Annotated in this window: 20 protein-coding genes and 1 pseudogene; 10 read left to right on the top strand and 11 right to left on the bottom strand. The window is 64.7% G+C overall.

From position 1 onward, the window contains the following. Nucleotides 1-3: 3 nt before the first annotated feature. The 3 genes from QA645_RS42810 (at nt 4) to QA645_RS42820 (ending at nt 4,976) form a co-directional block, all read left to right on the top strand. Complete coding sequence (locus QA645_RS42810) at nt 4-984, top strand: amino acid--[acyl-carrier-protein] ligase (protein WP_283047191.1); 981 nt, start codon at nt 4-6, stop codon at nt 982-984. Between the two features lie 36 nt (nt 985-1,020). Beyond that, nucleotides 1,021-1,896 carry an acyl-CoA acyltransferase gene (locus QA645_RS42815; RefSeq protein WP_254196052.1) on the top strand — a complete coding sequence of 292 codons (876 nt, stop codon included), beginning with the start codon at nt 1,021-1,023 and terminating at the stop codon, nt 1,894-1,896. 212 nt (nt 1,897-2,108) lie between these two features. After that, a complete protein-coding gene (locus QA645_RS42820) occupies nt 2,109-4,976 on the top strand; it encodes a PAS-domain containing protein (RefSeq protein WP_283047192.1) in 2,868 nt (955 codons plus the stop codon). A 12-nt stretch (nt 4,977-4,988) separates the two neighbouring features. On the opposite strand, the gene QA645_RS42825 is transcribed toward QA645_RS42820, so the two are convergent. Next, nucleotides 4,989-5,453: a MarR family winged helix-turn-helix transcriptional regulator gene (locus tag QA645_RS42825; protein WP_283047193.1), complete on the bottom strand. Its 465-nt coding sequence runs from the start codon at nt 5,451-5,453 to the stop codon at nt 4,989-4,991. A gap of 97 nt (nt 5,454-5,550) precedes the next feature. On the opposite strand from QA645_RS42825, the gene QA645_RS42830 reads away from it, so the two are divergent. Beyond that, complete coding sequence (locus tag QA645_RS42830) at nt 5,551-5,919, top strand: antibiotic biosynthesis monooxygenase family protein (protein WP_254196054.1); 369 nt, start codon at nt 5,551-5,553, stop codon at nt 5,917-5,919. A gap of 16 nt (nt 5,920-5,935) precedes the next feature. Here QA645_RS42830 and QA645_RS42835 read toward each other — a convergent pair whose 3' ends face one another. Then, the gene (locus QA645_RS42835; RefSeq protein ID WP_283047195.1) at nt 5,936-7,630 is read right to left on the bottom strand and encodes a bifunctional diguanylate cyclase/phosphodiesterase; all 1,695 of its coding nucleotides are present in this window, start codon (nt 7,628-7,630) and stop codon (nt 5,936-5,938) included. Nucleotides 7,631-7,849: 219 nt separating this feature from the next. On the opposite strand from QA645_RS42835, the gene QA645_RS42840 reads away from it, so the two are divergent. Next, complete coding sequence (locus tag QA645_RS42840) at nt 7,850-8,110, top strand: hypothetical protein (RefSeq protein WP_254135566.1); 261 nt, start codon at nt 7,850-7,852, stop codon at nt 8,108-8,110. A gap of 6 nt (nt 8,111-8,116) precedes the next feature. On the opposite strand, the gene QA645_RS42845 is transcribed toward QA645_RS42840, so the two are convergent. From QA645_RS42845 to mtgA, 3 genes are all read right to left on the bottom strand, one after another. Continuing rightward, complete coding sequence (locus tag QA645_RS42845; RefSeq protein ID WP_283047197.1) at nt 8,117-8,758, bottom strand: hypothetical protein; 642 nt, start codon at nt 8,756-8,758, stop codon at nt 8,117-8,119. A gap of 152 nt (nt 8,759-8,910) precedes the next feature. Next, complete coding sequence (gene rpmF / locus QA645_RS42850) at nt 8,911-9,093, bottom strand: 50S ribosomal protein L32 (protein ID WP_007598106.1); 183 nt, start codon at nt 9,091-9,093, stop codon at nt 8,911-8,913. A gap of 170 nt (nt 9,094-9,263) precedes the next feature. Then, nucleotides 9,264-9,938, bottom strand: a complete 675-nt coding sequence (gene mtgA, locus QA645_RS42855; protein ID WP_283047199.1) for a monofunctional biosynthetic peptidoglycan transglycosylase — start codon at nt 9,936-9,938, stop codon at nt 9,264-9,266. 161 nt (nt 9,939-10,099) lie between these two features. Between mtgA and QA645_RS42860 the strand changes: the two genes are divergently transcribed. Both QA645_RS42860 and QA645_RS42865 read left to right on the top strand, forming a co-directional pair. Next, on the top strand, nt 10,100-11,023 hold the full coding sequence (locus QA645_RS42860) for a polyprenyl synthetase family protein (protein WP_254135088.1): 924 nt from the start codon (nt 10,100-10,102) through the stop codon (nt 11,021-11,023). A 9-nt stretch (nt 11,024-11,032) separates the two neighbouring features. Further along, complete coding sequence (locus QA645_RS42865; RefSeq protein WP_283047201.1) at nt 11,033-11,722, top strand: DUF1345 domain-containing protein; 690 nt, start codon at nt 11,033-11,035, stop codon at nt 11,720-11,722. A gap of 54 nt (nt 11,723-11,776) precedes the next feature. On the opposite strand, the gene QA645_RS42870 is transcribed toward QA645_RS42865, so the two are convergent. Next, on the bottom strand, nt 11,777-13,591 hold the full coding sequence (locus QA645_RS42870; RefSeq protein ID WP_283047202.1) for a caspase family protein: 1,815 nt from the start codon (nt 13,589-13,591) through the stop codon (nt 11,777-11,779). A 199-nt stretch (nt 13,592-13,790) separates the two neighbouring features. Then, nucleotides 13,791-14,201 (bottom strand): annotated as a pseudogene (locus QA645_RS42875) (GFA family protein); the annotation flags it as partial. A 95-nt stretch (nt 14,202-14,296) separates the two neighbouring features. Between QA645_RS42875 and QA645_RS42880 the strand changes: the two are divergent. The 3 genes from QA645_RS42880 (at nt 14,297) to QA645_RS42890 (ending at nt 17,413) form a co-directional block, all read left to right on the top strand. Next, nucleotides 14,297-14,671, top strand: coding sequence for a nuclear transport factor 2 family protein (locus QA645_RS42880; protein WP_254135092.1), 375 nt, complete (start codon nt 14,297-14,299; stop codon nt 14,669-14,671). A 228-nt stretch (nt 14,672-14,899) separates the two neighbouring features. Continuing rightward, nucleotides 14,900-15,757, top strand: coding sequence for a class A beta-lactamase (gene bla, locus QA645_RS42885; protein ID WP_283047204.1), 858 nt, complete (start codon nt 14,900-14,902; stop codon nt 15,755-15,757). A 45-nt stretch (nt 15,758-15,802) separates the two neighbouring features. After that, on the top strand, nt 15,803-17,413 hold the full coding sequence (locus tag QA645_RS42890) for a Na+/H+ antiporter (protein ID WP_254135094.1): 1,611 nt from the start codon (nt 15,803-15,805) through the stop codon (nt 17,411-17,413). 37 nt (nt 17,414-17,450) lie between these two features. Here the strand turns inward: QA645_RS42890 and QA645_RS42895 are convergent, their stop codons facing one another. From QA645_RS42895 to QA645_RS42910, 4 genes are all read right to left on the bottom strand, one after another. Further along, nucleotides 17,451-18,263 carry an N-acetylmuramoyl-L-alanine amidase gene (locus QA645_RS42895; protein ID WP_254135095.1) on the bottom strand — a complete coding sequence of 271 codons (813 nt, stop codon included), beginning with the start codon at nt 18,261-18,263 and terminating at the stop codon, nt 17,451-17,453. Further along, entirely contained in the window at nt 18,260-19,156 is an 897-nt protein-coding gene (locus QA645_RS42900; RefSeq protein WP_283047208.1) for a TauD/TfdA family dioxygenase, read from the bottom strand. The genes QA645_RS42895 and QA645_RS42900 overlap by 4 nt, the downstream gene beginning before the upstream one ends. Nucleotides 19,157-19,302: 146 nt before the next feature. Beyond that, on the bottom strand, nt 19,303-20,586 hold the full coding sequence (gene ispG / locus QA645_RS42905; RefSeq protein WP_254135097.1) for a flavodoxin-dependent (E)-4-hydroxy-3-methylbut-2-enyl-diphosphate synthase: 1,284 nt from the start codon (nt 20,584-20,586) through the stop codon (nt 19,303-19,305). A 12-nt stretch (nt 20,587-20,598) separates the two neighbouring features. Continuing rightward, nucleotides 20,599-21,552, bottom strand: a complete 954-nt coding sequence (locus QA645_RS42910) for a DMT family transporter (RefSeq protein WP_283047210.1) — start codon at nt 21,550-21,552, stop codon at nt 20,599-20,601. Between the last annotated feature and the right edge of the window lie 7 nt (nt 21,553-21,559).

Consider the following 21,559-nt stretch of genomic DNA (forward strand, 5'->3'; position numbering starts at 1 on the left):
AACATGAACATTGCTGTTCTCCCCGTTTCGCCCGAGACCGCACCGCAGGCCACGGATCCGCTCGATCATCTCGCCGACAAGCTGTTCCACCCGATGGGGTCGGACGGCGTCTACGCCCGCACCGCGCTTTATGAGGGCGTTGTTGAACGTCTCGCCGCACTGATCACGAGCAATCGCGAAGCCGGCACCGAGGTGATGCGCTTCCCGCCGGTGATGAGCCGCGCCCAGCTGGAAAAGTCCGGCTACCTCAAGAGCTTCCCGAACCTGCTCGGCTGCGTCTGCGGCCTGCATGGTACCGAACGCGAGATCAACGCCGCGGTGAGCCGCTTCGATGCCGGCGGCGACTGGACCTCGTCGCTGTCGCCGGCCGACCTCGTGCTGTCGCCCGCGGCCTGCTATCCCGTCTATCCGATCGCGGCGAGCCGCGGCCAGCTGCCGAAGGGCGGCCTGCGCTTCGACGTCGCGGCCGACTGCTTCCGTCGCGAGCCGTCGAAACATCTCGACCGGCTGCAATCGTTCCGGATGCGCGAATATGTCTGCATCGGCACCCCCGATGACGTCGCCGACTTCCGCGAGCGCTGGATGGTGCGCGCGCAGGCGATCGCGACCGATCTCGGCCTGACCTTCCGCGTCGACTATGCCAGCGATCCCTTCTTCGGCCGCGTCGGCCAGATGAAGGCGGTGAGCCAGAAGCAGCAGCAGCTGAAGTTCGAGCTGCTGATTCCGCTCCGCTCGGAAGAGCAGCCGACCGCCTGCATGAGCTTCAACTATCACCGCGAACATTTCGGCACGACCTGGGGCATCCAGGACGCCAATGGCGAGCCTGCGCACACCGGCTGCGTCGCCTTCGGCATGGATCGCCTGGCGGTCGCGATGTTCCACACCCACGGCACCGATCTCTCCGCCTGGCCCGCCAAGGTGCGGGACATTCTTGGCATGCAGCCGCAAGTCGCGGCTGACGCTCACGGCGAAGGCTGGCGCTAAGGTAAGGGGCCTCCCATTTCCACGGGTAAGACGAGCGTGATCCACACCAAGGTCCGATGTCGCGAGATCACTGAAGCCGACGTCGATGCGGTCGCGGACCTGTTGACGCGCGGCTTCGTCGGCCGCTCGCGCAATTACTGGATCCAGGGCCTGCGCCGACAGGCTTTCCGGCCGGTACCGGACGGCTATCCGCGCTTCGGCTACATGCTCGACAATGACGGCGCACCGGTCGGCGTGCTGCTGCTGATCTACACGACGCGCAAGGATGGCGAGGAGACCGCCATCCAGTGCAATCTGTCGAGCTGGTATGTCGAGCCGGCTTACCGCAATTACGCGCCGCTGCTGACCAAGATCGCGCAGCGGCACAAGCACGTCACTTACCTCAATATCAGCCCGGCGCCGTGGACCTGGCCGCTCATCGAGACGCAGGGCTTTCGCGCCTATTGCCGCGGGCTGTTCGTCTCGGTGCCGGCACTGTCGCGCGCACCACGCTGGAGCAAGATCGAGGTCATCTCGCAGCATACCAAGCAGATCGAGGGACTCACCGATGATGAGACCGAGCTGCTGACGCGGCATGCACGCTACAATTGCCTGAGCCTGGTCTGCCGCACGCCGAAGGGCGTCTTCCCCTTCATCCTGCAACCGGTGCGCATCCGCCGCGGTTTCATCGCGCCGCCGGCGATGCAGCTGATCTACTGTCGCAATGCTTCCGAATACGCCGCCTGTGCCGGCCGTATCGGCCGGCTGCTGTTGCGGCTGGGCAAGATCTCGGTTTTCGTCGATTCCAACGAGCCCATCCCCGGCCTGGTCGGTATTTATACCGAGCGGCGTGGCCGCAAATATTTCAAAGGTCCGCACCGCCCGCGGCTGGCTGATCTCACGGATACGGAACTCGTACTCTACGGGCCGTAGGGACGGTACGCTCGTACAGCAAAGACGGTGTCGTCCCGGCCTGCGCCGGGACCACACCGGGTTTTGTTGCGCGATTCCGGACACTCGCTCTCTTCATTACCAGTCACCCTCCGTAAACTACGGCGCTTAAGGGAATTTTCCCGCCTCTTCGCTACGCTCAGTGGCTGAATGACGTTGCGTTAAGCCTATTGCCGCCGAGATCCACTGATCCCATGACGTCGACAAGCGACAGCGAGCTCGGTGCACGCCGCGAGCAAGGCCAGGACGGCCTGCTTGGGCTGAGCCAGCTTGCGCTCGACGGCATGGAACAGGGCGTCTGTGTCTACGACGCCGACAACCGGATCGTGCTGGTCAATACACGCTACCTGACGCTCTTCAACATGTCGCCCGACATCGTTCGGCTCGGAACGAGCTATCGCGACGTGCTTGCCCACAGCATGGCGCGCGGAAACATTCCAGCGGATGAACTCGACGCGCTCTATGCTTCACGGATCGCATTGATCGCGGCCGGCAAGCCGTTCCAGACCCGGCAAACGCTCGCCAGCGGCCTTGTCATCACGCTCGAACTGAAGCCGCTTCCCGGCGGTGGCTGGATGACGATCTGCGACGACGTCAGCCGGCTCGCCCGCCTCGAGACCGAGCTGCAACTCCAGACCGAACGCAGCCAGCATGCGCTCGCGCACATGTCGCACGGCCTGATCATGTATGATGCCAATAGCCGCATCGTCGTCTGCAACGAGCGCTTTTTGCGCCTGTATAATCTCGACCCCAACGTCGTGAAGCCGGGTGCGTCGCACGGCGAGACCGTCGAGCATTGGCTCTCGCGCGGTAACCTGCCGGGCATGAATAGCGATGAATTCCAGGCTCTCCGGATCAACGACGTTCTCACCCGGAACCCGCGGCCGATCCTGGTGACACGCTTCGATGGACGGAAGATACAGGCGATCTCCCGGTTCATGCCCGACGGCGGCTGGGTTACCGTGCATGAAGACGTCACCGAGCGGCTGCAGCACGAAGAGACGCTGAAGCAGCAGAACCTCATGCTGGATGCCGCGCTCGAAAACATGGCGCATGGGCTCGCGTTCTACGACAGCGACATGCGCCTGCGCACCTGTAACTCCACCTACCAGGAGATCTACCGGCTGTCGCCGGAGGAGAGCAAGCCCGGCACACATCTCGCCGAGCTGATCGAACGCTCGATGGCGAACGGCGCCTTCTCCTCCGAATACAGTCCGCAGCAGATCCTGGAAACCGCCCGCACCCGGATCGCGAACCGCGATTCCTCGCCGATGCGGCGAAGCATGACCAACGACACGGTGATCTCGGTTCGCTATTGCGCGCTGCCCGAGGGCGGCTTCGTCGCCACCTATGAGGACATCACCGAGCGCGAACGCGCGGTCGAGGAGCTGAGCGAGCAGTATCGCCGCTTCGACGCGGCGCTGAACAACATGAGCCAGGGCCTGTGCATGCTCGATGCAAGCCTGCACGTGATCGTCTGCAACCGCCGCTACATCGAGATGTACGGCCTGTCGCCCGACGTTGTGAAGCCCGGCGTCTCGATGCGCGAGATCATGGAGCACAGCTGCGATCTCGGCATCCATCCGAACACCACCGCCGCCAAGATCTATGCCGACTATGTCGAGCGGCTGCGCGAGGGCGAGCACACGCTGCACCGCCATCTGAGCGACGGCCGCATCATCAAGCTGAACCACAAGCGGATGGAGCATGGCGGCTGGGTCGTCACCTATGAGGACGTCACCGAGCGTCACAAGGCCCAGGCCCGGGTCGCGCACATGGCGCAGCACGATTCCCTCACCGACCTGCCCAACCGCACGCTGTTCCGCGAGAAGATGGGCGAGGGGCTGAACCAGGTCGCGATCGCCGGCGGCGCGATGGCCGTGCTCTGCTTCGACCTCGACAATTTCAAGACCGTCAACGACCGGCTCGGCCACGCCGCCGGCGACCGCCTGCTGCGCTGGGTCGCAGCACGGCTGAAGGAGAATGTCGGCGAGCACGACACTGTCGCCCGTCTCGGCGGCGACGAGTTCGCCGTGCTGCAGCGGGGACCGCAGCCGCAATCGGCAGAACGGCTTGCACGACGCCTGGTCGAGATCATCGGCCATCCGCCGCCGCTGGAGAGCCAGTCGATCCATGTCGGCGTCTCCGTCGGCATCGCGATCGCGCCCGACCACGGCCTCGACGCCGACGAACTGATGAAATGCGCCGATCTCGCGCTCTATCAGGCCAAGGCCAAGGGGCGCGGTGCCTATCAGCTGTTCGAGCCTGAAATGGAAGAAGAGGCGCGCAGCCGGCATGCGCTGGAGCACGACCTGCGCGGCGCGCTGGAAGCCAACCAATTCCATCTGGTGTTCCAGCCGCAGGTGCGGCTCGACACCACCGAGCTGACCGGCTTCGAGGCGCTGCTGCGCTGGAAGCATCCGTCGCGTGGCCTGGTCTCGCCGGCCGAATTCATTCCGATCGCCGAAGAGAACGGGTTGATCGTTCCGATCGGCGAATGGGTGCTGCGTACGGCCTGCGCCACGGCGGCCTCGTGGCCGGATGTCACGGTTGCGGTCAATTTGTCGCCGGTGCAGTTCCGTTCGCGCGGACTGGTGGCGATGGTGACGAGCGCGCTTGCAGAAGCCGGCCTGCCGCCGCAGCGGCTCGAGCTCGAGGTCACCGAGACGGCGCTGCTCGATGACAGCGAAGCGACGATCGAGATCCTGCACCAGCTCCGTGCCCTCGGCGTGCGCGTCAGTCTCGACGATTTCGGCGTCGGCTACTCTTCGCTGAGTTACTTGCGCAAATTCCCGTTCGATCGCATCAAGATCGACCGCTCCTTCGTCGGCACGCTCGGCGAAAGCCCCGAGAGCGTCGCCATCGTTCGCACCATCGCGAGCCTCGGCTCCGTGCTCGGCGTCGAGACAACGGCGGAAGGCGTCGAGACGGTGGAACAGCTCGAATTCGTCAGGGAATGCGGCTGCACCGCGGTGCAGGGATATTACTTCGGCAAGCCCTGCCCGGCAGCCGAGGTGGGACTCACCATCGAGACGCTAGGCGCGGTCCGTCGCGTGGCGTGAGGCGCGACGCAATCAGTCCTCGCCGGCTCCGCCGAGCCGATCGCGCAGAACACTGATCACGCGATGAGTCGTCTCGATCTCCTTCACTGACAAGCCATCTGCCAATCCATTGACCCACGGAACCTGGAGGCGACCGGCTGCATCGTAGACCTGCCTGCCCTTGTCGGTGAGCACCACGAGCTGCGCCCGGCGGTGATGCGGATTGGTCTCAAACTCGACGAGGCCGTCCCGGACGAGGTCGTTGACGATCCGCTGCACGTTCTGGCGGTTGGCGCCAAGATTGCGCGCCAGCCAGGCCACCGGCTCCGGGCGCTCGGCACCGGCGATCGCGCCCAGGATCTGCCAGCGCGCGCTGGTGAGCCCCAGCGACGCCACCAACCGGTCACCGGCGGTCAAAAGCAGGCCATTCGCGCGGAACAGATCGAGGATGAAGCCGGTCAGGGCCTCGCCGGAAGGGGTGCGTCTGGTCCTGGTCATTTGTAATGATTACCCCGTATTGACATCATCATGTCAAATATCTATGTCACATCTTGTCGAATTGACATGATGATACCAAATTGAATGGAGTGATGCCATGCCCCAGATGCGTCCGCTCGACCCGAGCTTCCCGATCGACCGCCAGATCGCGCTCGACGCCGGCCCCGTGGTGCTGGTCAATTTGTTCACGCTGGATGCGGCGGATGAACAGAGCTTCCTGACGAGCTGGCAGGACGATGCGGCTTTCATGAAGCGGCAGCCGGGCTTCATCTCGACCCAGCTCCACCGTGCCGTCGGCGACAGTCCGACCTATCTCAATTATGCGGTCTGGGAATCCAACGCACATTTCCGCGCGGCTTTCACGCACCCGGAGTTCCGCGCGAAGATCGCGGTCTATCCGGCGTCGGCGGTGGCAAGCCCGCATCTGTTCCAGAAGGTCGCGGTACCCGGGGTCTGCGTGGCGTAGCCGCAAACGTAGGGTGTTAGCTTGCCGCGGGCAGCGCACTGTCCGGCGGCGGGCACCACGGGCGATCGGCTGACGCCAGTCCGATCAGGCGGCCCTGGATGTAGTCGCAGCCCCAGTCGCGCAGCATGTTGGCGGCCTCCTCGTCCTGCACCCATTCGGCGACGGTCTTGATGTCGAGGCGGCGGGCGAGGTCGATCAGGGTCTGCACGAAGGCGCGGTCGTCGGCGGAATGCGTGATGTTCTGGACGAAGGCGCCGTCGATCTTGACGATGTCCACACCGAGCTTGCGCAAATTGCGGAACGAGGTGTAGCCGGCGCCGAAATCGTCGATCGCGATTCTGCTGCCGAAGTTCTTGAGGCGGCTGACGAAGGCGCGGACGTCGTCGATGTCCTGGATCGCAACCGTCTCGGTGATCTCGACGATCAGCCGCTCGGCGACGCCGGGATGGGCGCGCATCAGCGATTCGATTCCGGCCCACCAATCGGGATCCATCGTGGTGTCAGGCGAGATGTTGAGGCTGAGGCGGATGTCGGGTGCGGCCGCGAGCTCGGCAACCACGAGCTCGAGTACGCGGTGATCGACCAGACGGATGAGGCCGAGCCGCTCGGCGACCGGAACGATGTCGGGCGCGAGCAGCACCTGGCCGTCGCCCTGATCCATCCGCACCAGGCATTCGTGGAACGCGCCCTCGCGCGTGGCGGCCGATACCACCGGCTCGTAAGCAAGCTTGATGCGCCGCTCGTTGAGCGCGGTGACGATCTCGTCGGTGACGCGAATGTTGACGCGGCGCTGCGCATCGCGCTCGGCATTCGGACGCCAGGTGGCGAACGAGCCGGCGCGACGGCGCTTGGCGGCATCCAGCGTCTCGTGGGCGCGGTTGATGGCCTCGTCGGTATTGCGGGCATAGCGCGGCAGGCTGACCGCACCGATCGAGACGGTGACCGAGACCGGGCCGGATCTGGTCGGCACCACCTCGTCACGGACGCCGGCGAGAAAGCGCTCCGCGGCAATGTTCATGTCGTCGACGGTGCAGTTCTTCAGGATGAGGCCGAACTTGTTGCCGGAGAACCGGCCGAGCACGTCACCACCGCGTAAGCGCGCGCGAATGCGCTTGGCGACGTCGAGGATCACGGCATCGGCCACGTCGAAGCCGAAAGCGTCGTTGACGCGGGCAAGATGATCGATGCCGACCAACATGAAGGCTGCGGTCGAGCGGAAGCGGGTCGTTTCCTCGATCGCTTCGGCCAGCGCCGCGATCAGGTGAGAGCGATTGAGCTCGCTGGTGAGGGGATCAAGCCGGGCAAGCTTGGTCAGCTCCTCGTCACGGGCGCGCCGCTCATTGTTGATGCGGACCGAGCCGATCGCGCGCATTGGGCGGCCGTCGGCACCGGCGAACCAGCGGCCGGTCTCCTCGATCCAGATCACAGGATCGGAGGCGCTCATGCGCACGCCATATTCGACCCGGTAGGGCGTGCCGTCGGTGCCGTGCACGGGAGATGTCTGCGCCAGCGCCGCGCTCCGCGCCGTCTGCGCGGGCTCGATCAGCCTGGCGAACTCGGCGCCGGTCGCGAGGCGCTCGGCGGGAATGCCGGGAAAGATGGCGCCGACCTGCTCGCCCCAGACAATGGCGTCGCTCGCGATATCCCAGACGAACACGGCCTGACCGAGAGCGGCCAGGATTTCGGAGGCTTGCGGCAATGCGGGGGTCAAATGCGCCTCGTTTCGGGACAGCGGGGAGTCCTGAGCCGGCACAGAATACGGCCAGATTCGCCTCCGACCCTAGGCAAAGTTCATAAACAATTTGGAAACCACGTTTCCGGACGCCTTGGAACGGAATAGGCTCGACCGGCATAGGCCTTGCGAGACCATCACATGCACCGGCGCGAGCGTCCCAAAACGCGCCAGTTCAACCGGATCAGCGGTGTTGCGATGGTGAATGCGGACCAGATCGAAGAGACAACGCGGGAAGCGAGTACCGCGCTGGTACCGCTGACGCCCGTTTTGCAGTTGGTCCGCAAGGTCCCGCTGACGCGCCCCGATCCGAGCTTCGTCACCCAGCTGATCGCGAATGCCGAGCACCTGCCTCAGGCAAGCCGGCTACGTCGCGGCTCGTCCGAGGACGCGCGCATGGCCTATGGCGGCAAATGCCCGCTTCCCAGCGTCACCTCACGCACGCGTCAGGTCGCGTAGCGCCGATCAGCGCGGCTCTTCGGGCGAGGGCGGCGTGCCGTTGCCCGGCTGCAAATGCGGCGAGGGAATTTCAGGCGACGGCATGATGCCCGGCTTCGGCGCGGGGTGATCCATCAGAACGGATTCGGCAACCGATTGCGCCGAGGGCGCGGGCGGCGGTTCGGGCTGCGGTGCGGACACAGGATTGAGCTTCGGCTCGAACACTGTTGCCGGCGGCGGCGCCTCGGCCTGACGCTTCGACTTGCGCGGCACCGCCACCGTCTCCGCAGCGACATAGGTGATACGGCGGCGCGTGCGCTGGGCGATGCCGCCGAGGAAATCGGCCATCGCGAGCAACACCAGCAGGAAGTAGGTGGAGTTGCCGAATTTGGGCCACATCACGAATTCGGCCGCGGCCGCACCGAACAGGATCAGCGACAGCAGGTGATCCATCAGAAACTTTGCGCCGGGCCGCGCGCCCTTGACCACTTCGAGCAGCAGCAGCAGCACGCCGAGCGCCAACAGGAGATCGGCGAGCGTCACCGGCCAGGTCTCGCCGGTGATCATCGGCACCTTGAACAGCACGTCCGAGAAGGACACGCTGGGCATCAGGAAGGCGATGATGTTGTAGACCGCGAGCGGAATCAGAAGCAGCGGGAAACCGACCATCGGCAAAGCGCCTTCTCGATCAATATGTTCGGGCAAGACAATGCGACGGCGAAGCATTCGCTCCGCCGCCGTCACCGTCATATCTCATGGATTGGCCGAAATCAGGCAGGTCACGTCATCCTGATTGAGGATAACCCTGCCTGAGAAGAGTCTTAGGACTCTTTCTTCTTCAGGACCTGACGGCCCTTGTACATGCCGGTCTTGAGGTCGAGATGATGCGGACGACGGAGCTCGCCGGAGTCCTTGTCTTCCACATAGGTCGGCTTCTTGATGGCGTCTGCCGAGCGGCGCATGCCACGGCGCGACGGCGAAGTTTTTCGTCTCGGAACGGCCATTTCAATATCCTCTAGGGATTGGTGTTCATCCGGGCATCGTCCGCGAAGGGACGGCTCAGCACCCGCAAACCGAGGCGAGCTGAATGCCGATCAAGGCCGGGCTTATAGAGGAAGGCTGGCCGTAAATCTAGGGTTCTGGGACGGAAAATGCGCCCGAAAAAGGCCCGAAATCAGCGATTTTCCCGCCAGCAGGTCAAAAGCGAGGAGGCCTGTGCCCTCGCCACATAGGTCCCGGCCAGCCGCCGGACGCCCGGTCCCGGGGTCCTGGCGCTGCGTTTGACCGGATTCGGCAGGATCGAGGCCAAAAGGGCCGCTTCCCGGGGCGAGAGGTTGGTAGCCGACTTGCCGAAGGCGTAGGCGCTGCCCGCCTCCACGCCAAACTGGCCCTGCGGGCCGAGCTCGGCGATGTTGAGGTAAATTTCCAGGATCCGCGGCTTGGGCAGGACGAAATCGATCCAGAGCGCCAGCGGGAACTCCAGCGCCTTGCGGACGAAATCGCGTCCCTGCCAGAGGAACAGGTTTTTCGCGACCTGCTGGGTGATGGTGGAGGCACCGCGGAACGGCGTCCCGTCCTCCTTGGCGTCGTCGATGGCCTCGCGCAGCGCGCCCCAGTCGATGCCGTGGTGCTTGCAGAAATGGGCGTCCTCGGCCGCCACGACCGAGCGAGGCACATATGGCGACATCGCCACCAGATCGATCCATTCCCGATGCATCGGCGCGCCCGTCAGCGAGCGCCAGGCCATCAGCGTCGAAACCGGATGCCCGGCGCGGTAGAATGGCGCGATCACATAGGGCGCCAGCATCGCGACCACGACCATCACCAGCAGGATTTTGACGACGCGCAAATCGACCTTTCCGGCGCAAATTGAAACCTGGCCGCGAATCCCGCCATTAAGTCTGTGATAATTCGGGCCTTTTCCAGCACTTTTTAGGCCTTCCAAACGATTGACTGGGGCCGGCTCATAAAGGATTGTCCCGCCGAATTTTAGTTCTGGAGCCTTTCTTGATGACCGGCACGTCCCCGTCCGATTTCGCCAAACGCCTGGACAAGACCGCTGATGACACCGAAGCCCTGCTCGGGCGCCTCCTGTCGGACGACATCCTGCACGATGAGATCGCCCGTCCCAAGCGACTGATGGACGCAATGCGCTATTCGAGCCTGAATGGCGGCAAGCGCCTACGGCCGTTCCTGGTGGTCGAGAGCGCGGCCGTGTTCGGCGTTCCCCGCGAAGCGGCGCTGCTCGTGGGTGCCGCGCTCGAATGTATCCACTGCTATTCGCTGATCCATGACGATCTGCCGGCAATGGACAATTCGGACCTGCGCCGTGGCCGCCCCACCCTGCACAAGCACACCGACGACGCCACCGCGATCCTCGCCGGCGACGGCCTTCTGACGATCGCCTTCGACATCGTCACCCGCGACGAGATCCATCGCGACGCCAATGTGCGGTTGCTGTTGACGCGCGCGCTGGCGCGCTGCGCCGGCATCGGCGGCATGGTCGGCGGCCAGATCCTCGATCTCGCCGGCGAAGGCCGTTTTGGCGGCAACGAGCCGATCGATGTCGCCCGCATTCAGCAGATGAAGACCGGCGCGCTGCTGCGCTATGGCTGCATCGCCGGCGCGATTCTCGGCCAGGCCTCGCAGAAAGAATACCAGGCGCTCGACGATTACGGTCGCGCGCTCGGTGAAGCCTTCCAGATCGCCGACGATCTGCTCGACGTCGAGGGCGATGCGGCAGCGCTCGGCAAACCGGCCGGCGCCGATGCCGCGCTCGGCAAGACCACTTTCGTCACCCAGCTCGGCATCGAAGGCGCCAAGCAGCGCGTGCGGGATCTGCTCGCCCGCGCCGACAGCGCGGTCTCGATCTTCGGCGATCGCGCCGCCGTGCTGCAGGCCGCAGCGCGCTTCGTCGCCGAACGCAAGAACTGACGCGCATCGATGGCGGCCGAGGGCAAAGAAGACCCCGTCCTCGTCCGCTTCCGCCAGATGTCGCGGCCCATGCGGCTGATCTACGCGCGGCCGCGGACCTTCATCTCGCTCGGCGTCGGCATCCTCGTCTGCCTGCTCGTCCCCGGTTCGTACCGGCTGGTAACGCGGCTGCTGTTCGGCTGGGATGCGCTGATCGCGGTCTATCTCGTGCTGGTCTACAGCATGATGCTGTGCAACGACCATCAGCACATCCGCCGTAGCGCCGCGATGCAGGACGACGGCCGCTTCGTGATCCTGCTGGTGACGGCGATCGGCGCATTCGCCAGCATTGCCGCGATCGTCTCCGAGCTCGGCACGCCGCACCGTGGCGCCGCGGAGCTGACGATCGCGATCGCGACCATCGCACTGTCCTGGGCCGCCGTGCACACGACCTTCGCGTTGCACTATGCCCATGATTATTACCGCCATCCGGCGGGCGGATTGCAGTTTCCGAGCGGCGACAAGGAAGATCACGCCGACTATTGGGACTTCGTCTACTTCTCGTTCGTGATCGGCATGACCGCGCAGGTATCCGACGTGGGTATCACCGACAAGACCATCCGCCGCACCGCTACGGCGCATGGCATCGTGTCCTTCATCTACAACACGGCGCTGCTGGCGCTGACGGTGAACATCGCGGCGAGCGCAATTGCGACATGATCCCCGCGACATTGTCCCGGCTTCGCCGGAACGATGTCAGGGGGAGCGGCGCCCTCAGTTGCAGACCTCGGCATTGGCATCGACGTGAGGGCCGCCGCCGCCGCGATACACGAGGTGGCAGCCGGGCTTGACCGGACGGCAGAGCAGGTCGTTGCAAAAAATCTGCCCCCCGCCGCCCGAGGCGCGACCCGCGCCGGCTGCAGCGATGCCGCTTGCCGCTCCAGCGGCCGCGCCACCGGACTGACGACGCTGCCGCGCGGGACGCTCATCGCCGTCGTCTCGCTTGGCCGTTGCAGGCTTGGCCGGCTTGCCGGCACGCTGCTTCTCGCATTCATTGTCGTCGTTCAGCGCATAGCCGTCGCCGCAGACGATCTTGGTGCACTTGTCACCGTCGGCCTTGAAGCCGTGATCGCAAACCAGCGGGCAGACGCGGGACTGCTTTGACTTGACCGTGTCGAGCGCATCCGTGCTTGCGACCTTCACGTCGAGCTTGGTGCCGGCATAGCGGTTGAACTGCGACAGCGACCGCTGCGAGGACGTGCTCCAATTGCCGTCAGCCTGACCGGAGAAACAGCCGACGCGGCCAAGCTCGGTCTGCACCGAGCGACTGAGATCGGCCGGCGTGGCAGTCGGCGTCAGCGCGGCGACATTGGTGCCGGCAGGGCTCGCCGTGCTGGCCGGCGCAGCGCTCGGTGCCGTGGCGGCGAGATTGACGCGCTGCTGCTCGGCGGCCGCAGCCTGCTGCTGTGCCTGCTCCTTGGCCTTCTGCGCGGCAAGCTGGGCCTGCTCGGCGGCCTTCGCGTCGGCAACAGCCTTGGCCTGGGCATCTTTCTGGGCCCCGAGGGCGGCGAGACGGTCGCGTTCGGCGTCGGCCTGCTTCGCCTTCTCGATCGCCGCCGCATGAGCCTGCTCGGCCTGGATCTTGTCGAGCTGAAGCTTGGCAAGGTTCGCATAGAAGCCGTCCGGGTGCTGGGCCAGGAAGGCCTCCCACGCCGGCTTGTTGCCGACCTGGAGCGCGAGCTCGTAGTCGCGGCGCATATCGGCCTGCGGATTCACGACGGGCGCGGGCGCGGTCGCGACCGCGGCCACGGCTTTCACCGGCACCAGCGGCACGTCTTCGCCGCCGAGCGAGCCGTAGACGAACGGCTCCTGTTTGTTGCCGGTCGATTTGAGCACGTCGTCGCGCACGAAACCGAAGGCGCGGCGAACATCGAGGCCCGGCGTCGTCAGATGCTTCGACAGCGCGATCGTGAACGGGCTGTTGGCGCCGTCGCCATCCTGCGCCGTGAAGCCGGCCTTGGCAGAATAGGCGATCAGCGTATTGGAGCTGGTCGGTTCGACTTGGGCCAGACCACGGCCGATGCCGCGGGAGGCGAGTGTGCGCTTCATGGTCCTGCCGAACGGATTATCCCGGCAGGCATCGAGGATCACCAGGCGAAGCTGCTTCGCCGGCTCGACTGCGACCAGAACGCGATCGAGCGAAAGCGCTTCGTCATAGACATCGGTGTCGCGCTCGAGCTTGGCGTCGACCGGAATCAGATAGTTGGAGCCTTCGACCTCGATGCCGTGGCCGGCATAGTAGACGACGGCGATGTCGGCATCGCGGGTTGAATCAGCGAAGTCGCGCAGCACGCGCCGCGTGTCGAGCGCGGTCAGATCGTGGCGCGAATCGACGACATCGAAGCCGGCATCCTTCAGCGTCTTCGCCATCACCGAACCGTCATTGACGGGATTGGCGAGCGAGGGCGCGTGCTGATAGGCCGAGTTGGCGAGCACCAGCGCGACGCGCTTTCCGGCGAAGGCGGGCCCGGCGCCGAACATCAGCGCGATGGCGAGGAGAAACGGGTAAAGTCTGAAAAAATTGCGCATGACACGACTTCCAGCAATTCGGGGCAATTCACACCCTCAGGGACGGCCTTAGCAAAATCCAGCGCCCGCGCTTGTGATGGAGGTCACGAAGACCGCGGCGGCGACCAGCCGAGGAACCTCTTTTGTTAGTCGCACCAGGCGGTTGACGGTTCGCCGCCGAAATGCGCGCGGGCCGGCGTTCCCTAGCCATCCCCGATGTGCCCCGGTATTGCGGCAGGTCGTCCGTGATCTCGTGCCACGGCGCCTTGGAGCCCACGAAAATATGGGCGCTGGGGCGGATCGAGGGGGCATCGACCAGGGTTCCCATGGCGACATGGACCCATTTTCCCTCGCGGACCCGGGAATAGAGCAGCGACCCGCAGCGGGCGCAGTGCGCGTCATAAGTGGTATCGTCCCCGTAGATCATCCGCTGATCCTCGCCCGCAACGAGGCGGAGCCGGCTGTATTCGACGCCGGCGAACGGCTTGAAGGCGGAACCGGTGGTCCGGCGGCAGTTCGAGCAGTGGCAGTTCAGCGCATAGGAAAACGCGTCCGCCACCTCGTAGCGGACAGCGCGGCAATAACATTCGCCGACAAGGATGCGAGCGTTCGATTTTTCTGATCCGGTCATGACGGTGCCCTCGCACAAATTGCGGAGGACACCCATAGCGCAATTCGATGCGTACCACTAAGTTCGCGGCGCGCCATCATTCAAAGGGATGACCCATGAGCCAGAATCGTTCGAGCGTCGAAGCCGTCGTGCAATCCTATTTCGACGGGCTCTACGAGGGCGACGCCGAAAAGCTCGGCGCCATCTTCCATCCGTCCGCCGATCTGCGCTGGGTCGAAAAGGGCGAGTTGCAGGTGCTCACCGTGCCCGACTGGCTCGACCGCGTGCGCAAACGCGCCTCGGCCAAGGCGGAGGGCAAACCGCGCGAGGATTTCATCGTCACCATCGACCGCTCGGACGACAAGACCGCCTTCATCAAGGTCAAATGCCAGCTGCCGCCACGCTTCTTCACGGATTATCTGGTGGCCATGAAGCTCGCCGACGGCTGGCAGATCGTATCGAAATCGTATCGGTATGACCTGAAGGAGTGAGGGGCCTTAGCCGACGGATTCTCGTGGTCCTCGGCCCTCCTCTCAAATCCGCCGTCATTGCGAGCCCAACTCTCGCCACACGTCATTGCGAGGAGCTCTTGCGACGAAGCAATCCAGAGTCATTCCGCTGAAAAGATTCTGGATTGCTTCGCTTCGCTCGCAATGACGGCACGGATAGCGCGTCCCTTGCCCCTCACTCCACCCCCTGCTCTTCCCGGAAATCCCCCCATGCTGCTCGACCGTCGTTCCCTGCTCGCCTCGCTGTGCTGGATGGCCGCCTCTCCGGCTCTCGCTGCGGACGCGCCGCCTGAACTCGAATCCTACGAGCGCGAAAGCGGCGGGCGGATCGGGGTCTACGCGGAGAATCTCGCCACCGGCGCGAAGCTCACCTGGCGGGCCGACGAGCGCTTCGTGATGTGCTCGACATTCAAGGCTTCGCTCGCGGCTTGCGTGCTGGCACGGGTCGAACGCGGCGAGGAGAAGCTCGCCGCGATGGTCCCTTATGGCAAGGCCGACCTGCTGGAGTACGCACCGGTTGCAAAGCAAAACCTGTCGGCCGGCACGATGTCGGTCGCGGACATGTGCAAGGCGATCGTCGAGCTCAGTGACAACACCTGCGCCAATCTGCTGCTCGCACGGATCGGCGGCCCCGCCGCGCTCACGGCGTTCTGGCGGTCGATCGGCGACACCACCTCGCGGCTCGACCACAACGAGCCCGAGCTCAACCGCTCACCGCCCGGCGATCCCCATGACACCACGACGCCGGCGGCGATGGCCGGCAATCTCAAGCGGCTCGTCACGGGCGAAGCGCTGTCGCCGGCTTCACGGGCCCAGCTCACCGACTGGATGGTGGGCTGCAAGACCGGCGCGAACCGGCTGCGCGGTGGACTGCCGGCCGGCTGGAAGATCGGCGACAAGACCGGCAACAACGGCAAGGACGCATCGGGCGATATCGCGGTCGCCTGGCCCAAGCCGGATACGCCGATCCTGATCGCGGCCTATACCCAGGGCGGCACGCCGAATGCGGCGCAGCTCGAGACGGTGTTCGCGCGTGTCGGGCGCATGGTGGCGGAAAAACTGGTGTAGGCCGCCTGCATTGACCTCTTGGCCGCTTCCGGGCCAAGACAGGCCATGATCGCAGCGAAATTCCAGACGTTTCTCATCCTGCTCACGGTGCTGGCTGGCACCGCGCTGGTCGCCCGGCGCTTCAACCTGGCGCCTGCCATTTTGCTGATGCTCTCCGGCGTCGGCCTCGCTTTCGTGCCAGGCATGCCGCCGGTGGAACTGCCGCCGGAACTGGTGCTGCTGATGGTGCTGCCGCCGCTGATCTACTCGGCGAGCGTCGCAATGAGCTGGCGCGAGTTCAGGAACAATCTGCGCCCCATTGTGCTGCTCGCGGTCGGCGCGGTCATCTTCACCGCGGCGCTTGTTGCGGCTGCGACGCATTACGTGATCGGTCTGCCCTGGAGCGTCGGCTTCCTGCTGGGCGCCATCGTCGCACCGCCCGACGTGGTGGCGCCGCTCGCGATCGCGCGCCGGCTGAACATGCCGCGCCGGCTCCTGGTCATCCTCGAGGGCGAAGGGCTTGCCAACGACGCCACCGCGCTGATCCTGTACCGCTTCGCGCTCGCCGCGATCATGGTCGGGCATTTCTCGCTGCCGCTGGCGGCCGGCGAATTTTCCCTCATCGTCGCCGGCGAGATCGCCTTCGGCATCGGCGTCGGCTGGCTTTCGCTGCGCTTCCGCAAATGGTCCTGCGAGCCGCGGGTCGAGCTGACGTTGTCGTTGATCACGCCCTACGTGTCCTACTGGCTGCCCGAACATGTCGGCGGCTCCGGCGTGATCGCCACCGTCGCCTGCGGCCTTTATGTGAGCTGGAACGGGCCGTTGCTGATCTCGGCGTCGACGCGCCTGCAAGGCATCTTCTTCTGGGACCTCATCATCTATCTGATCGAAGGTCTGCTGTTCCTGCTCACGGGCTTCCAGATGCGGGCGCTCTATGAAAAGTCAAAAGCGTTCCCGCTCGACGACATCATGATCGCGACCGCATTGGTCATGACCATCATCGTTCTGGCGCGCTTCGCCTGGCTCTACCCCGCGACCTATCTGCCGCGGATACTCAGCAAATCGTTGCGCAAACGCGATCCGTCGCCGCCCTGGCAATGGCCGTTCGCACTCGCCTTCACCGGCGTGCGCGGCGCCGTCTCGCTGGCCGCCGCACTGGCGCTGCCATTCACGCTGCCTGATGGCAATGCCTTCCCGTATCGCGATTTGATCCTGTTCGTGGCCTTCGGCGTCATCTTCATCACCCTGATCGGCGTCGGCCTGACGCTGCCGCCGGTGGTCCGCTGGCTCGGCATCGCGGAAGCCGGCCGCAACGAGCATGTCGCCGAGCACGAGGCCGAGATCGCGGCACGGCGCCAGGCGCTCGACGCCGCACTGAAGTCGCTGGATGCGTTGACCGAAGAGAAAGAGGTCTCGGATGAAGTGATGCGGCTGCTGCGCGCGCGCCACGAGATCCGGGTCAACCAGCTTCCTGACTCACTCGATCCCGCCCGCCACGACGTCTCCGCCGCGGGCACCGCACTGACCCGCGAGCTGATCGCCGCCGAACGCAAGTTCATCCACGACCTGCTCCGCGACGGCCAGATCACCGACGAGACGCGACGGAGGATCGAACGCGATCTGGATCTGGAAGAGGCGAGCCTGGCAAACCGGGAGTACCAGGGCGCGCCGCTGTAGATTCTTGTCATTGCGAGGAGCGAAGCAACGAAGCAAATTACCGTCTTTCGCAATACGCCCGCATTGCCGTCACGACGGCCGTCGCGATCAGCTCCTGCCGCTCCGGCGAGCTCATTGCCATCTCCTCGTCGCGATTGATGATGGAGCCGGCTTCCAGCAGCACCGCGGCACTTCGGGTCTGCGAGAGCACGACGAGCCCGTCATAGCGGTAGACGCCGACATCCTTGTCGAGCAATGGATGCCGGTAACGCCCCATCACCGGCAGGCTGTATTGGGTCGCGTATTGCAGACCCTTCTCCTTCAACTCCCGGCCCAGCAACCGGGCGAAGGCGAGGCTGGCGGCAAAACGCGGATTGCGCTCGGACACGAACAGCGAATGGCCGCTGAAGCGATCGCTGAAATAACTCCTGGCGCCTTCGAACTCCCATGGCTCGAGCATCTTGTCCGGCACGGAATCATGGTGGATCGACAGGAAAAAATCGGCATGCGCGGCGCTCGCAGTGCCGACACGCTTGAGCAGGCTTGGCCGCGCCTTGCCGTCGGTCACCAGCACGCGGGTCGCGGCAAAGCCCGCCGACTTCAAGCGCTCTCCGATCAGCCGCGTCAAATGCAGGTTGAAGCCGAACTCCACATCGTTGCGCGCACTGGTCGCGCCCTGCGATTCCGAGGTGTGCCCGACATCGAGGATGATCCTGAATTTGCGCGGCTCGCATGGCTCGGGCGCCGGCGGCTTGATTTTGGCTCTTCCGGCCTTCCGCGCCCCGGCCGCCTTGCCCTGATCAGTTGGCAAAGCCAAAAGCGAGATCAGCGAAACAGCAATAGCGGCGGTGATGCGCCACGATATTTTCACACCGGCCGTTCCCCCTTCACCGTCACGCGCGTGCCCGAGCGCGTATGCGGCCAGTAGTCCCACATCGCGCGGTGTTGGGTGCAGCGGTTGTCCCAGAAGGCGATGGCGTTCTCGGTCCAGCGGAAGCGGCACTGGAACAGCGGATTTTCGGCGTGCTGATAGAGATAGGCGAGCATCGCATCGCTCTCGTCGCGCGGGATGCCGTTGATGTGGCGGGTGAAGCCGCGGTTGACGTAGAGCGCCTTCTTGCCCGTCACCGGATGGGTGCGCACCACCGGATGCTCGGCATTCGGATAGGACGGACGATCAGCGACGCCGTAATTGGCGTAGAGCCCGCGATAGATCGGCTCGCCGTCATGCAGCGCGGTCAGGCCGTCGAGATAGGCTTTCATGCGATCGGACAGGGCTTCATAGGCCGCGTACATGTTGGCGAACAGCGTGTCGCCGCCGCGCGGCGGACACTGCTTGATGTAGAGGATCGAGCCCATCGGCGGTTCGAGATCGCAGGAGACGTCGGAATGCCAGCCCTCGCCGTTGGCGCGCGGCGAATTCTTGTCGGCATAGATCTTCATCAGCGCGGGGTCTTCATCCTCATGCGGTGCGGCGGGATGAAAATGCAGATCGCCGAATTTGCGGCCGAAAGCGAGATGCTGCTTCGGCGTGATCTCCTGGTCGCGGAAGAAGATCACGAGGTTCTCGGCGAGCGCGCGGTGGATCTCGTCCATCTGCCGGTTGGAGCGGGCGTCGCCCTCGACCAGCGCGCCGATATCGACGCCGGAGATTTCCGCACCGATGATGGGGGTGATCTTCTCGACCGCGATGGTCTCGTAAGGAGCACCGTCTTCAGCCGCATGGCGGTAGCGCGGGCCTTGCTTGCCGGATAGCGAGCTCATGGCGGTTCTCCCGATCGTTCTGATTGGGAGCATGGTAGCAATGTAGGGCGGGTTAGCGAAGCGTAACCCGCCACTTCGTCCCGCAAAAAATAAGGCGGATTACGCTTGCGCTAATCCGCCCTACGATTCCGATATGTCGGAGACGATTACTCCGCCGCCGATACCGGCACCTTGGCGCCCTGGCCATACTTCTGGTCGATGTAGTCGATCACCAGCGCCTTGAAGTCGGCGGAGATGGTTGGACCACGCAGCGTGCGGAACTTCTTGCCATCGACGAAGACGGGCGCGGCCGGCGCTTCGCCGGTGCCCGGCAGCGAGATGCCGATATTGGCGTGCTTGGATTCGCCGGGGCCGTTGACGATGCAGCCCATCACCGCGACGTTGAGCTCTTCCACGCCCGGATATTTGCTCTTCCAGCCCGGCATCTCGTCGCGGATGAATTCCTGGATCGAGCTGGCCAGCTCCTGGAACGTGGTCGAGGTGGTGCGGCCGCAACCGGGGCACGCCGCAACCAGCGGCACGAAGGTGCGGAAGCCCATGGTCTGCAGCAGCTCCTGGCCGACCTGCACCTCACGGGTGCGGTCACCACCGGGCTCCGGCGTCAGCGAGATGCGGATGGTGTCGCCGATACCCTGCTGCAAGAGGATGCCGAGCGCGGCCGAGGACGCCACGATACCCTTCGAGCCCATGCCGGCCTCGGTCAGGCCGAGATGGATGGCGTAGTCGGAACGGCTGGCGAGATCCTGATAGACCGCGATCAGATCCTGCACCGCCGAGACTTTTGCGGAGAGGATGATGCGATCCTTGGGCATGCCAAGCTCTTCGGCACGCGCGGCCGAGAGCAGCGCGGACTGTACCATCGCCTCGCGCGTCACCGCGCGCACGTCGCGCGGATTGGCGGACGCGGCGTTCTCGTCCATCAGCTTGGTCAGCAGTTCCTGGTCGAGCGAGCCCCAATTGGCGCCGATGCGGACCGGCTTGCCGTTCTTGTTCGCGATCTCGATGATGTCGGCGAACTGGGTGTCGCGCTTGTCCTTGAAGCCGACATTGCCGGGATTGATGCGGTACTTGGCCAGTGCTTCGGCGCAGGCCGGATAGGCCGCGAGCAGCTTGTGGCCGATGTAGTGGAAGTCGCCGATCAAGGGCGTGGTGATGCCACGCTTGGCCAGGCCGTCACGGATGTGCGGAACGGCGGCAGCGGCTTCCTCGCGGTCCACGGTGATGCGGACCATTTCGGAGCCAGCGCGCGCGAGCGCTGCGACCTGGGCAATGGTGCCGTCGATGTCGGCAGTGTCGGTGTTGGTCATCGACTGCACGACGATCGGCGCGCCGCCGCCGACGGCGACGTTGCCAACCTTGACCTGGGTGGTCCGGTGACGCGGCGCCGGGCCTGCGATGTCGGAATCGAGGGGGTTTTCGAGCTTGTTCATGGGGTCCAAATATCAGGTTTTGGTGACGTTCAGCAATGCATCAGCTGGCGCCGCCGCCGTTTGGCTCGGACGGTTAACCAGAAAAAGCCCAGCAATTACAAGGACGGCTGCCGCCCCGAACGCCAGGCTCAGGTGATCGTGCATGATGAAATAGCTACCCACCACGCCAAACAAAGGGGTGATGAAGGTAAAAGCCGACAATTTGCTGGCCGAATAGGCCTTCACCAGCGCGAACCAAAGCGTGAACGTGGTTCCAACCACCCAGATGGCCTGGAAGGCCATCAAGGCGAACGACAGCGGCGACGGGGTGTGGGTGATGGATTCTCCGGACAGCCAGGCAGCCGCACCCAGGATCGGGATCGAGGTCGCGACCTGATAGCCGAGCGCCTTTTCGGGCGCCGCGAAGCGTAGCCGCGTCGCCTTGGCGACCAGCGTGGTCGCAGCCCAAAGTGAAGCGCCGCCAACAACCATGAGATCGCCGAGCAGAACCTGTGAGTCGACATTGGCCTGCGGCACGCCGATCGCGAGCGCGACCCCGGCAAAGCTGATCGCCAGCCCCAGCCATTGCGTGCTGCCCAGGCGCTCGCCGAGCACCTGATAGGAGCCGAGCGCCACGAAGAACGGCGCGGTGTAGAGAAACACCACAGCCCGAGACGCAGAGGTCAAGCGCAGGCCCTGGAAGATCAGCACGAACTCGATGCCGAACATCAGCCCGGCGATCAGGCCGGGCTTCCACGTGCCGTCACGCTCGAAGAATTTGACGCCGCGCACGGTGCCAATGACGAACAGCACCGGCAGCGCGCCCATCGAGCGGATCATCGCCTGCAGCATCGGTGGGACATCCGGCAGCACCAGCTTGATCGCGATCTGATTGAAGGCCCAGGTCAGGCACAGCATCAGCATCAGCGCGATGGCGCCGGCACTGAGGGGACGTGCGGCGGACGGGTTGGCTTGAGGTGAGGACATTTCTTCC

The organism is Bradyrhizobium sp. CIAT3101, assembly GCF_029714945.1.
Classification (GTDB): Bacteria; Pseudomonadota; Alphaproteobacteria; order Rhizobiales; family Xanthobacteraceae; genus Bradyrhizobium.